Annotated in this window: 9 protein-coding genes; 2 read left to right on the top strand and 7 right to left on the bottom strand. The window is 62.0% G+C overall.

Going from position 1 to position 13,504, the window contains the following annotated elements; genetic code table 11:
* Nucleotides 1-2 precede the first annotated feature (2 nt).
* A complete protein-coding gene (locus tag HDA44_RS28790) occupies nt 3-572 on the top strand; it encodes a Chromate resistance protein ChrB (protein WP_184839692.1) in 570 nt (189 codons plus the stop codon).
* A gap of 587 nt (nt 573-1,159) precedes the next feature.
* On the top strand, nt 1,160-1,891 hold the full coding sequence (locus tag HDA44_RS28785) for a hypothetical protein (RefSeq protein ID WP_202887616.1): 732 nt from the start codon (nt 1,160-1,162) through the stop codon (nt 1,889-1,891).
* A gap of 432 nt (nt 1,892-2,323) precedes the next feature.
* On the opposite strand, the gene HDA44_RS28780 is transcribed toward HDA44_RS28785, so the two are convergent.
* The 7 genes from HDA44_RS28780 to HDA44_RS28750 form a co-directional block, all read right to left on the bottom strand.
* Nucleotides 2,324-5,398, bottom strand: a complete 3,075-nt coding sequence (locus HDA44_RS28780; RefSeq protein ID WP_184839690.1) for a type I restriction endonuclease subunit R — start codon at nt 5,396-5,398, stop codon at nt 2,324-2,326.
* Nucleotide 5,399: 1 nt separating this feature from the next.
* Entirely contained in the window at nt 5,400-6,617 is a 1,218-nt protein-coding gene (locus HDA44_RS28775; RefSeq protein WP_184839688.1) for a restriction endonuclease subunit S domain-containing protein, read from the bottom strand.
* A complete protein-coding gene (locus HDA44_RS28770; RefSeq protein ID WP_184839686.1) occupies nt 6,610-8,124 on the bottom strand; it encodes an N-6 DNA methylase in 1,515 nt (504 codons plus the stop codon). Before HDA44_RS28770 ends, HDA44_RS28775 begins: the two co-directional genes overlap by 8 nt.
* A 112-nt stretch (nt 8,125-8,236) precedes the next feature.
* On the bottom strand, nt 8,237-9,328 hold the full coding sequence (locus tag HDA44_RS28765) for a DUF3644 domain-containing protein (RefSeq protein WP_184839684.1): 1,092 nt from the start codon (nt 9,326-9,328) through the stop codon (nt 8,237-8,239).
* A gap of 260 nt (nt 9,329-9,588) precedes the next feature.
* A complete protein-coding gene (locus tag HDA44_RS28760; RefSeq protein WP_184839682.1) occupies nt 9,589-10,578 on the bottom strand; it encodes a hypothetical protein in 990 nt (329 codons plus the stop codon).
* Nucleotides 10,579-11,298: 720 nt separating this feature from the next.
* Nucleotides 11,299-12,495: an IS481 family transposase gene (locus HDA44_RS28755; RefSeq protein WP_184844444.1), complete on the bottom strand. Its 1,197-nt coding sequence runs from the start codon at nt 12,493-12,495 to the stop codon at nt 11,299-11,301.
* Between the two features lie 277 nt (nt 12,496-12,772).
* Nucleotides 12,773-13,360: a hypothetical protein gene (locus HDA44_RS28750; protein WP_184839680.1), complete on the bottom strand. Its 588-nt coding sequence runs from the start codon at nt 13,358-13,360 to the stop codon at nt 12,773-12,775.
* Between the last annotated feature and the right edge of the window lie 144 nt (nt 13,361-13,504).

Genomic DNA, 13,504 nt, shown 5'->3' with positions numbered 1-13,504 from the left:
TGATGGCGACCCGACGTACGAAGCCGAAGAACCCGGACAGCTGGCTGCTGCTCATCTACAAGGTGCCCAGCGAGTCCTCCCGGGCCCGGGTCGCCGTGTGGCGGGAGCTCAAGCGACTCGGCGGCTTCTACGTACAGCAGGCCGTCTGCGTACTACCTGACCGGGAGGATCTGCGCGCCGGCATGGAGAAGGTACGCGAACGGATCACCGAGCTGGGCGGCTCGAGCGTGTTCCTGACCCTGACGGACGTCGACGACGACGCGCGCGAACAGTTCGTCGAGGGCTTCCGGACCCAGTCGGCCAAGGAGTACGCCGAGATCGTCGAGGAGTGCGACACCAAGTTCGTCAAAGAGATCGAGTTCGAACGCTTCCGGGAGAACTACACCTTCGAGGAAGCCGAGGAGATCCGCCAGGACCTGGAAAAACTCCGCCGCTGGCTGACCAAGGTAGAAGGCCGCGACTGGATGGATGCCGACGGCAAGGACCTGGCCCGAACCAAGGTCGCCAACTGCGAACGCCTACTCGAAGAATTCGAAGCCGACGTCTACGACCGCACCGAAGGCGAAGCCTGACCCACGATCCACCGGCACCCGGTCACACAGAGCGAGCAGCCGGCGGCCCGATCCATTCAGAGCCCGCCGCCCCCGAGCCAGACAAGACATACAGAACCCCAGGTCACATACACCGTGACCTGGGGTTTCTCCGTCCCCGGAGTGGAGCCGCCTGTCGGAATCGAACCGACGACCTTCTCATTATCCAAGCATTCTCGACATAATGCCTGGCCAGAGAGCTATCTCGCCATGAACTGCCTGGTCAGAGCTCGTCTGGCTGGATCATCTGAGGCTCAGATCGGTTCGCCAGGGATCACTGGGGAGCGCTCGCTTTGTGTACTTTTGAGAGTACTTCTACGGCCGTGGGCGGATCCGGTGGGCCGGATCCCCGATTCGCTCCGCCGTAATCTCGGCCCCAGATGGAAAATCCGTCTCGAAGGCGATCTGCTAACGGCCCGACATGGCGATCGCTCGGACCACTACACGCCACCACGACGCCCTCTGACCTTCGCCGACTTGCTCGACATCTTGGAGTCCGGCTTCGAGATGCATGGCGTACCCCGCGCCGCCCCCTGCCGCTTCGGTGGGGACGCGACACCGACCTCACCGTGTCCGCGATCCAGGCGCTCGACCCCTTCCTCAAAGACGGCCAGGACAGGTTCTACCGATCAGGATTCCTACCTCAACCGGTCGTGCGCCTCACCGGGCAGCGTGACGACCGCGGCGAACTACGCGACGGATTCCTCACCTCGTTCGTCAATGTCTCCCACATCCAGCCGATCAAGCACCACGACGAGTTCGCAGATGTCATCAATCTCTGGCTCTCCGTCCTCTCCCGACTCGGCATGCACGCCCGACACATCACCATCTGCGGCCACCTGACGGTATGGCAGCGCGATCAGGTTCGCGGCACAACACCGCGCTTCAAACACCTGGACATGACGCTGGGAGACGTCAACCTCCTCTGGAATGTCGATCAACCCCAACGCATGGCTGTCGACCTCGGCAGCGGCCTCGAGCGCCTCGCCTGGACGAGGTCCCGATCCAACTGGAAGGACCTCGTCTTCGGCCCGTTCGCCAACGCCGCACCACCAGCAACCCTCGACGCCATCCGCACCGCAACCCTCCTACTCGGCCACGGCATCCGCCCCGGCCCCAGAGGCGCCGCCGGCACAACCCGCCGAATCATCAACACCGTCTCAGCTCCCCTCGGCCTAGACCCGACGGTCCGCTTCTCACACAGCTACTGGCAAAGGCTGTCGCCCCTCGCACTCGAGTGGCCAGCCATCGCGTCAGCGATCGAAGACGAACGGATCCGAGGCGGCGCTGCCCGAGCATGAGTCCAATCGCCTGATCCCCAGATACCCTGGCTACGCGCGATGCTCTTCAGCTGTTGGCCAGGATCGGTGCACAGATTGACAGCCACCTCAGCCTGATATCTCGCACTCGAGTGACCACTGCTGCCGACGAAAGGATGAACATGAGCGACGGGAGTTCCAAGACCACGGATCGACTGTGCCCATCGAGCGGCGAGAACGTTGGGCGCATGATCCCAATCCCGGGCTCCGACGACTGGAAGATCAAGTGCCCCACATGCAGCACATGGTGGCACGGCGGCAGCACAGTCCTCCCCGACCACGAGCACCGTTGAGGGGCAGACGTCCAAGAAGCCAGGTAGTGGCTTGTTGCAACTACCTGGCTTCATATCGCTGCCATCGCCGCAACCTGGGCGGCTTCCAACGTCGACAGCCGGCAGTCAGGTCAAGACTGACTTAGTAGTTCTCGCGAATGTAGGAGTACGTCTGGTCGAAAAGCTGCCCTTTGATCGGCAGACCGTACTCCTTCAGGGCCGTTCGGAGCTCACGCCGGACACGCTTGTCGCCGGCGTCGCTGTCGGTCCACCCGGTGTAGGCAACCTCTATGACGATGCGATCGATGCGAAAGACGATGTCCGGCACGATCTTGTGCAATCCAGGTGGCGTGTTCTGTTCGACGATCTGGGTAAGAGCTCCGCTCTTCGGATCCGCCAACCTCTTAAGCGCCTCCTCGTCACCTGCCTCAACCGCACGGTCAGCGGCAACGACGTCCTGGGCGATTCGCAGTGCCTCCTCGAGGAACGCCAACGAATCCTCGACGTTCTCGATCGCCTTGGCACGCAACTTCTCTATACGCTCTGCCAGCGACTGATACACCGGACTCTCGGTCTCGGCTGCGCGGCGCTTGATCCGCGCCTCAATCGAGTCGAGAACCTGCTGGTAGATGTCGCCTTCGTCTTGCGCTGACGGTTCTCGTTCCGGAAGCCTCAGTTGCTCCGCGATTCGCTTGACCAGCGCCAGACCGGCGGCGTCCAGCGTCACCGTCTTCGACGGCATCGACTTCACGCTGACCTCGGACATATGCCCATGGATCAGCTCGGTTGTCTTGGCGCCGAGGCGAGCCCACAGGAACGCCTTGGTTACGTCCTTTGGTCGGATCGACTCGTACAGCTTTGCGAGCCAATGGTACTGCTGCTTGAACGGAACAAGCATCGGGTGCGGATCAAGAAACTCCCACACGGTCTGCAGAGCAACGTATGTCTCAATGAAGTCAGTGCGCTGCGCACTCCCGTCGGGGATCCGCTCGTACGCCTCAGCAAGCGATGCGAATGACGAGTCTGTCGTGTCAATGCCGTCAAACAGATGTAGCAAACGAGTGAGGTCGGCAACGAACTTCCCTGCCAACTTCGACGAGTCAGTGATGTTGAGATCGCCCTCTTCGCCCGTACCCACTTTCGGTCCCGCGATCGCAACACCGATCGCCTTCGCGAGGCCGATGTAGTCGACGACACGACCGTAGTCCTTGCGCTGGTCGGTGATCGGGTTCTTCCATGGCCGGTTGGGACGGGTGATGGTCTGAAAGAGATTCGTCTCTTTGGCCGGCTTGTCGAGGTACAGCACACCCTCGATCGGCGCGTTGAAGCCGGTCATCCACTTAGCAGTGACGACGACAAACGACATCGGATCATCGACCTTCTTGAAGCGGCGCTTGAGCGCCTCCTCCTGCTCTGGAGTTAGCAGGTACTGCTTGTACTCCTTCGGCGTGTCCTTGGAGTCAGCGACGTGCATCACCACACCGACTTCGCGCCCTCGGCCGTCCGGCATCACGGCCGACCGACGGTGAAGCTCAGCCTGAATAGCCCGCGCGTAGGCAACAACCAGGCGCTGGTTGTACGCCACTACCTGCGCCTTCTGCCCGAGTGGCGCAACGTAGGTTAGAAAATGGTCGACGATGTCAGCGCAAACGGCCGCCACCCGCTCCGGGTTGGAGAGGATGGTCTCGATATGCGACGCCTTCCCAGACAGATAGACTTTGTCGTCCTCATCCAGATCTTCCTCGGCCGCTAGTTCCTCGAATGCCTCGTCTAAGGCCTCCTTGTCGAGGTTGAAACCCACTGCTCGGCCCTCGACAACGACCGGCTTCGTGAAGCCGTCGGCGATAGACTGCTCAGGCGTGTACCGCGACATCACGAAGTCGGGATCCGACGGATCACCGAACAGTTTGAAAGTCGAGCGATCCTTGTCCTGGATGGCAGTGCCTGTCGCTCCGAAGAACTTTGCGTTTGGCACCGCCGCACGCCAGGCGTCGCCGAGCTTCCCCTCCTGCGACCTGTGTGCCTCGTCGACAAGCACAACAATGTTCGACCGATCGTTGAGGTGTCCGGCCTCAGCAAACTTATGCACCGTCGTGATGACGACGCCCGGCTCGCCACTGCGGAGCAAAGAATGCAGCTCACGCCGGTTGCGGGGCACGGTCATCCGTGGCATACCGGCCGTCTCGAACATCTCTGCGGTTTGCCGGACCAGATCTTTCCGGTCGGCTATCACGATCACCGTCGGCGCGCTGCCGAACTTCGTTGTCACCGCATCGTCGCGCAACAGACGAGCCGCTGCGAACGCCATCAGCTCGGTCTTCCCCGACCCCTGGTGATGCCAAATCAGCCCACCGGGGCGGTCAGCTAGCACCTTGTCATGGATCGCGAGAGCTGCCTCAAACTGTGGATAGCGCGGCAGAAGCTTCACATCGACCTCGGATGCGTCCCGCGCGTGCCGAAACATCACCAGATCCTTCAGAATCGGCAACACCGTCTCCGGCCGCAGCAAGAGCCTCGCTGCGCGCTCCACACGTGCGGGGCCCGTCATCTTCTTCGGATCGTCTTCAGTGGAGCCCCACGGCGCCCAGATCTCCGAGTCAGGATCAGGAACGGCACGGATGGGAGCCATCCGAAATTCGAGGCCTTCGGTAGCAACATTGAAGACATTCGTTACAAAGAAGTTCGGGCACTCCTCTTCGTAGATGTCGTAGATGTCCTTGGCAGCATTCACCCAGGATGCCGCGTGCTTCACGGGAGTTTTCGTTTCGGCGACGACTAGCGGGTAACCGTTGACGTAGTAGACGATATCGAAACGACGCGGCTTGGCGGCACCAGTGATGGTAACCTCGTCTGCGACCACGAATCGATTGTTTTCCAGGTCGTCAAAGTCAATGAGCCGACGAGGCACATGCTTCCCGTCGATCGTCGGGAACGAGTGGTCGCCACGCAGCATCACGGTCAACCGTTCATTGGCGGCAACAAGCCCGTTAGCGGCATCGAGCACAGCCTGATTGAGTTCGTGAAGGACCAGCTCCGCGGATTCGGGATCACCAGCGAGATCCGGATTCAGTGCAAGTAATGCCCCACACGCCCATTCCTCGATGATGACGTCGTGCGCGACACGAGGCAGCGCATCGCCCGGGATGTACTCCCAGCCGGCTTCCTCGGCCCACTCGAGCAACGATCGTTGGATAGTACTGGCCTCTGTCCACCCCATATCAGCTCATTGCCTCCAGCAAGGCGTCGTACGACTCTGGAATCTCGATCTCCTGGTTGAGCAGAGCGGCCAGGATGGAGGACCGGAAGTTGCGGAGACAGATGCGCTCAGCCTCGGCCGCGTCGATACTCAGGGCGACGGCGTTGAAGCTGGAAATAACCATCGCCTGTACTGCGTGGTCAGGAACCGGCACTTGGCGAGCGATGTACTCCTTGACTGAGAGGTTCGTGATACCGGTGGTTCGACGACTGAAAGCACGTGTTATTCCGCTGTTCCAATCATGCTGGAGACGCCAAAAGAGATAACGAGGATCGATCTTTTCGGCATCAGGTCTGATGAGCCTCTGGAAATCGGTAGGAACACACGGAGGAAGCCCTTCTCCAGCAATCACTACCCGACCGACAGGCTGCTCTGGTGAACCACCCGACCGCTCCAGAACGATATCGTTCGGTTGAACCTGACGTGGCTCAACCTGCTTCCGTGAGAACGACCTCATTGGCGAACCATCGGTCACAAAGTCTGCCGTGCCAGGACTATAAATTCGCGGACCCAGTGCGAGCACGTCAACCTCGCTCTCGCCCTCAGGCGAACCCCAGATACCGCCAATTACATGCGCGCAAAGGTCGACGATAGGAATCTCGTCACCAGCGACCGACTCAAAATGGTCTGCTAGCAAGCACCGCAAAAGGTGGCGAGCTTTGGCCACTTCTCTCGCCAACCCGTCGATATGAGCATCCAGAGCCGCAATGATGTCCACGATGCGGCGCTGCTCAGCGCGAGAGGGGAGAGCGACTTGGTACTCGCCGAACTGCGACTCCTTCCATCTATTTCGGCTGGCTGTCGTCCCGGTGCTCACTCGCTCGATGGCGGCCCAAACTGAGGGCTGCCCGAAGTGAAGTTTCAAGAACTCCGGCATCAGGCGTGCGTCACATTCAAACAACGGGAACTCATTTGAGACGTAGGAGCCATCCAGGTCAGCATTTACTAGCCCAAAGGATCCCTTCCACGCGAACATACGGTTGTAGATAAATTGTCCAGGCTGCGCACGATAGAAGCGGGTCGCCTTGGAGTTATCCGAGGTTACGACCTCACGCAAGAATGGACCGGCGGCGTACCATCTCACGCCCAGAAGCGGGTATTCGACGCCGGGGGCGACTTTTACGACGTCTTGGATCTGAGACGTCACGTCGCCCAGGCGTACCAGTTCCCACTCACTCATCGGACGCCTCAAGCATGCTCAGGTCAATACCGGCTGCAACGAGGCGTCCGAACATGACGGCCTCCGTGCCGATGCGATGCTGGCGTGCGTCGGCATACGAGATCAGCGCCGTACCGAGATCAGCGGTCTCCTCGGCTGCGACCTTAATGTAACGGCCGATATTCAGATCAAAACTGTTCCGCTCGATCTCCTCGAACGGTACGAGCCGAACCCCAGCGACGCCTTCACCATCAGGGTCCTCGCCCGTGCGGTAGGCATCGACGAGTGCCGTGATGTGCCCATCAGACATCACGTTCTGATTCTTCGCTTTGTCGAACCGGGCCGAACCGTCAACGAAGAGCACATGATCTTTGCGCTCAGCGAGCTTCTGGCCGCGGAAGATGAGCAAGCAAGCCGGGATCGACGTCGAGTAGAAGAGGTTTGGCGGCAGACCGACGACGGCCTCAAGTAGATCCTCCTCGATGAGGCGCCGCCGGATCTTCGCCTCCGCGCTACCGCGAAACAGCACCCCATGCGGCATAACGACACCCACGCGACCGATGCCGGAGTTCATCGACGAAACCATGTGCTGGACGAAGGCGAAGTCGCCGTTCTGTGCCGGCGGGACCCCACCGATCGCCCGTGGGTCGGACTCCCAGCGATCGGCCCCCCAATTCGACAGCGAGAACGGGGGGTTGGCGATGACAACGTCGAAACTCCGAACCGCGCCGCTCCTGTCTTTGAATGCGGGCGCGCGGAGGGTGTCTCCGCGCTTGATGTCGAAGTCTTCGATCTCGTGCAGGAACAGGTTCATCCGCGCGATCGACGAAGTCGTTAAGTTGATCTCCTGGCCGTAGACGCGCAGGGTGCGATGATCCTTGCCAGCATCACGAAGCTGATTGATGGTCGCGACGAGCATTCCACCTGAACCGCACGTCGGATCGTAAACAGACTCGCCAGGCTCTGGGTTCAGGATGCCGACAAGAAGATTGACCACCTCTCGAGGCGTGAAGAACTCCCCCGCTCTCTTCCCAGACTCGTCGGCAAAGTTCTTCAGCAAGTACTCGTAGCCAGCACCGAGAAGGTCGTGGGACACCGTCGAAGGGTCGAGGCGGATCTGGTTGAACGCCTTGATCAGCCCCAGCAGCGCAGACTCGGGGATCCGCTCTTTGTTGCCCCAGGAAGCATCCCCGAAGATGCCGGCCAGCGACCGTGGGTTCGCCTTCTCGATCCGCTGGAACGTCTTCACGATCTCTGCACCGAGGTTGGCGGTCTTCCCAGTGGCTTCGCTCCACAGCGTACCCTTGGGCATCTCGAAGCGATGGAAGTCCGCCTCGATCTCGTCGTCGAGGTCATCTCCGTACTCTTCAATCGCCTCGTCGTGCTCGTAGACCCAGGTGTCGCTGATCCACTTCCAGAACAGCATCGGGAAGACGTACGTCTTGAAGTCGGCCGCGTCCACAGGCCCGCGGAGGGCGTTAGCAGCGGCCAACAGACGGGATTCGAGCTCTTGCTGAGTGATCGTCACAGAGATGGAGTCCTTCGTAGTGAGTCGGTCTCTCTAAGTATGGAGGAGAGCGCCGACATGACACAGGATTCGCCGCCGCAGACCACAGCCGGGAAATCTCACCACGGATGCGTCAGCCGAGCTCGGCCCTGCCTTCCGCGCCGGGCTGGAACCGCGGTGGCATGCCCGTGACAGCTTGGAAGCCTTCAGCGGTGCCGCACTTCTTGATGAGGTAGTTCACGTAGGCTCTCGTATATCGGTAGGACTTCGTGGGCTCGTCGTACTCGCAGAAGTCCGGTTTGGTGCGGTCCGGGTGTGGATCACCGGATGGAGGCCGGACTTGTTCTCGCCTCCAGGCCGCGGCGAAGTGATTCAGGTTGAACGCGAACGGGATGCTTGACTCAACCTCGGCCGCAGCAGACTTCGGCATCAACCTTCCGAGTCCTGACACGGGCTGCTTCCGGTCCCGGACGATCACCTGTCCTCTACGACCCATCTTCTCCACTGCTGCACGTTCTACATCGGTCAGGTCGTCATATCGGGTGAACTGAATGGCAATGGCCTCCGGATCCTTCGGTGCGAGCTCGATCGTCGCTCGAAGCCGGAACTCGTACCGCGAATCAATGACGGTGGCCTCGGCCAACCCAGATTCGTAGTCCGTGATGAATCCCTGAAGGTCGGCCGGCAGCGTCTTACGGAGAGTTCTCAGTGCTTGCTCGCCCTGCGGACTGAAGGTACCCACGAAGAGCGGTATGCGAAGGCGGAGCGCCAGCGATCGATCGTCTCCGAACTGGTTCGTGAGCTCTTGCTCGTAGTTGATCAGGAGCGCGTGCGCATGACCGGACAATGTGACCATGAGGGCTGCATCGGCATGTGCGTGACGATGTTCCAGGCGATTGCGGAGCCGGATGAAGAGGCTGAGGTTCGCCCGTACGACATCTGCGGAGTCGGGCCAACGCTCACGTAGGCAGCGCTCCAACTCCCACATCTTCGGTTCGCCATCGATCCTGAGCAGACGCTTCTTGCGGTTCGGATCCCAGTATCGATAGTCAACAAGGTCGCGGATGAACTCCGCGTGCAGGAGGTAGAGCCACGCGAGGTGCATGTGGACGACAAAGCCCTCGAAAGATCGGGTCTCGGCCGGATCGTTGTAGAGCCGGACCGCGAGACACGCTTCTTCGACGCTGGCGTCCAGCGTCGACTGCCATCGAGGAGGGCGCGCCATCTAGCGATCATATTCAGAACGCCGCTTCGAGAGAATGCTTCGAAAGCTGCAGACGGCGCGCATATCCGTGTCCCACGACGAATTGAGAGCGTGATGGCCAGGTCTCGACCGCGAAATCCCGGCCGGCATCCACTCAGCCTGCATCGACAACACCGGCGATTGGAGGGCTGTCAGCTCCACGTAGGGTACAAGGAGGGGCGCGTCGTGCCGCAGCAACCGCCTGCGCTCCGGCACGACGCGCAGATCCCTCCGTAGGGATATCAGCCGGTGTAGCGAGCAGTCACGACGAAGGTGGTACCACCAAGCGGTTCTCCCACCGGGGTCGCAGCCCAGGCTGCGAGTTGGGCGTCGTCTCCGTTGCTGAGGTTCAGCAGGTTGACCAGTTCATCGAGGTCGGGTGCGGTCGACCGGCGGCACTCGAGGATTGAATCGCCGGAGGCTGCTCCGTACTCCTCGCCAGGGTCGTCGGGCACCCACCGGTAGATGCCGATACTCCACGCGTCCTGCGGCGAGTCTTCATCCGGAAGTGGCGCTGACATATCTAGGAAGAAGTTGTCACGTTCGTCGCCCCAAGGGTCGTCCTCGACGAGGAACTCGCCGAGCTCCAGTCGCGCTCCGGTACTGGTGGTCTTGACGTACGCGTCGTAGAGCAGTTGCAGATCGGCGACCGCCCGGCGACGATCCGCGGCATCCCCTTCGCTTTCTTGCTCGTCCAGGCGCCGCCGAGTCGCATCGCTCAACGCCTCCTCCGAGGTGACGAAGGGCGCATCGTTGTCCCATATCCGGCGAGTCGCATCGTCAGGTGGTCTCACGCCCTCGGAAAACTCGGCCAACCCATGCCTTAGGTCGCGCGCCTCGACTTCCAGCTCAGCCGCGACCGCGACTCGCACAGGCGGTGGCGCGGACGCTGTCGCCTCGTCCAGATCCTTGAGGGCATAGCCAAGACGCAACATGATGTGCTGGTACCAGAGGCTATGCGCGCCGACTCGCAGCGCGAGACGGGCCTCCGGATCCACGAGCGCCTCGATGTGGTCGGTGGGATAACGACGGTAGCGGTCGTCTCGCTCGTCTTGGACGCTTACCGGCACGGTCGTGTACGCCGAGACGCGGTTCAGCGCGTCGACGATTGGGCCGGCCACAGCCTGGTTTTCGACGCTGGTGACCGTTGTGGAGAGGACGCCGCTCGGTCCTTGGTAGGTGGCGAGGATCTGGACCTTGCCACGGTTTGGGTGCTGGGAATAGATCGTCACAGGTTTCCTTCTGCCTCGGCGCATGACACCCCGAAGACGGGAACGAGGTACGGGGACAGAGACGGTGGCGCAGGCACAATCCCGCGCTCCGTGTCTCGAAGAGATCTGGTGGATGCTCAGGTACGGTCCCGGGCCCCTTGCCACAGATGACGGTACACAGCCCAGTCAAGGGCAAGCAGCGGCGTCACTATCCATCCCGATCTGGCGCATCCGTCGAGAGAATCGGGCATGCGCAGACAGGGCTCGGACACTCGTCTGAGCCCTAGGAATGGCCTGGGGCTCTTCTCGGGTGCCATCAACGATGGCCCCACCGCCCGAGCGTGACCGCAACCGTGCCATTCGGAGCCCTTGCCCGACCTGGGGCCAAGGGATATCAGCAGGGCCAGTGGCGCCAGGATGAGGCCACGAGCAGCCCCAGCACGGCCCGACAGCTCCAAGGCTCTCCGAGGGCATGCACTCCGGTCACAGTCCGAGAGCGCTCATACACGCGTGGAGGGGCCAACGCTCGCACACCGGTTGCGGCCTACACCTGTGCGGATACTTCTGGACCCAGCCCGGCTTTGTGTACTTCTGTGTGTACCTGGCGGATCCGGTTCGAGTCGAAGGCCCTCTGACTCAGGCGTTTTGCCTGGTCAGAGGGCCTTTGGTGGAGCCGCTGTTTGGCTCCGGGTGATGGTTGACGTGGTGGCTTCGGTTGTTGGTTGACACCATGGTTTGAGATTAGTCCTGGGTTCTGGGGATGGACGCGTGCTTCTTTCGCACGTCGCCTTGGGTGGTGCGGGGGACGGTTTTGAGGAGTTGGGGGCCGTCCCAGATGTGGAGGAGTTGGTGGGTGACGTGGACGTCGACGTTGTGGCCGGCGGCGGCTTTGCCGAGGCAGATTTGTTGCCACGAGACGGAGATGACGCCGTTGGAGCCGGCGCGGCGGGCGATCCAGTCGTCGCCGGTGCGGTCCTCGAGGGGCGCTGTGGGGACGCGGGTGGGTTCGGTGCGGCGTTGGAAGCGTTCGACGGGCGGGATCATGCCGATGCCTTGGTGCGGCCGGTCATGGTTGTAGGTGGTGACCCAGGCGTCGAGCTCGGTCTGGGCGGTGGCCAGGTCGGGGAAGATCCGGTCGGTGCGGAACTCGGCACGCAGGGTACGGTGGAAGCGCTCGACCTTGCCGGTGGTCGTGGGCGAACGTGGTTCGGTGAGCCGGTGGATGATGCCGTTCTCGCGGCAGATCCGGTCGAACAGCACCTCCGCGGGCGGGTGGTTGAACCGGCCGGTGAACACCTTGCCGTTGTCGGTCAGGATCTCTTCGGGGACGCCGTACAGGCGCATCGCGGCGGCGAGCCCGTCGCACACGCGCGGTGCGGTCTCACGCGGCATCAGCCAGGCGCAGACGCAGTACCGGGAGTGGTCGTCGATCCCGGTCAGCGCCTTGGCCCGGCGCCCGTCGGCCAGCTCGAAGCCGCCGACCACGTCCATCTGCCACAGCTCCATCGGCTCTGCCCGTTCCCAGCGGCGCCAGTGCTCGTCGCGGCGCCGCCGGGCCTGCGGGTCGATCGCTCCGGCGCGGACCAGCGCCCGGTAGATCCCCGACCGCGACGGCACCACCACACCGTCCAGCTCAGCCAGGCCCGGGTCGTGCTGCAAGTCGTACAGGATCCGGCGCGGACCCCAGCCCGGATGCACCCGGCGCAGTTCCAAGATCCTGGCCTCGACCACCCCGCCGAGCTGATGCGGGCACGACCCCGGCCGGCGCGAACGCGGCGCCAAACCCGCGAGACCTTCGTCCTCGTAACGGCGCAGCCAGGCGTGCACCGACTGGCGTGACACTCCCCACTGCTCGGCGACCTCGGACACCGACCGTCCGTCAGCCAACACCGCGAGTACCGCCTGGTACTTCTGCTCTTGCACGCTCAACTCCTGCAACATGAGTCGAGTGTCAAGAAACAACCGAAACCACCGTCAAGCATCTACCGGAGCCACGTAAAGCAAGAGCCCAAGCCAACCTGTCAAGGATGACCCGGACTCATACACTTTGGTGGAGCCGCCTGTCGGAATCGAACCGACGACCTTCTCATTACGAGTCGAGCGAAGGGTGTCTACGGCCATCCAAACGACCGGCAACCAGGTGGAGGAGAGGGGCACCAGGTCTACCGCCGTCTGTCCCAGTCCACCTCCTTGTTAGCAACTCTGTTAGCACGATCTAAGGGTTTCCGAACCCGAGCCAAGCCGCGATCACAACTGCCGCTACGCCGCCAACTACGGTCACAATCAGGGGGTGGGTTGTCGCCAGGCGCCAGGCTCGGCGCTGCAAGCTCAATCGCTGGCTGGCGACGACCGGCACAGCAGTTGAGGACTTGTCCAGTTGTAGGGCTGCCTGAACTGCGTTCTGAAGCAGAGTAAAGACGCCGTTGACCTCGACCTCGGTACCATTGAGCACCTGGACTTTGACCTTGTTGTCGTACACATACTTACCCGCCTCAACCCAGGGAAGGGCGCGCTCTTCCTTGACCTGCCGGATGTAGAGGCGGACGGTGCCCGGCCTGAAGCCGTACCGGTCCATGGTCTCCTTGGCTTCTGCCGCGCTGTCCCGGAACAGCTTGCCGGTCGTGTGCTCGCCTGAAACCGCAATGTCAACATTGTGCCGATATTGCTTGGCGGCCTCCAACGCTGCGGCCTCGGTTGCCGCCAGCACTATCCAGAGCCTTTCGGGGTCATCGTCGCCAACCTCGACCTCGAAGTGCCGCATATCCTGTCCCATGGCGCTCAGGGTAGCGAGCACGTACGCCACACCTGCCCCGTCCTCCTGATAGCTGCCAACCCAGGTCAGCGCGGTGCGGGTCAAGAGTCGGCTTGCCGATCCCGTAGGGACGCCGTAGGCGCTCTTGATGCGTGGCGTGCTGGCCGTACGATCGAGCGGCCAGGGGGACGGGGC

The organism is Kribbella solani (assembly GCF_014205295.1).
Classification (GTDB): domain Bacteria; phylum Actinomycetota; class Actinomycetes; order Propionibacteriales; family Kribbellaceae; genus Kribbella; species Kribbella solani.
This window is presented reverse-complemented; position numbering and strand designations above follow the sequence as displayed.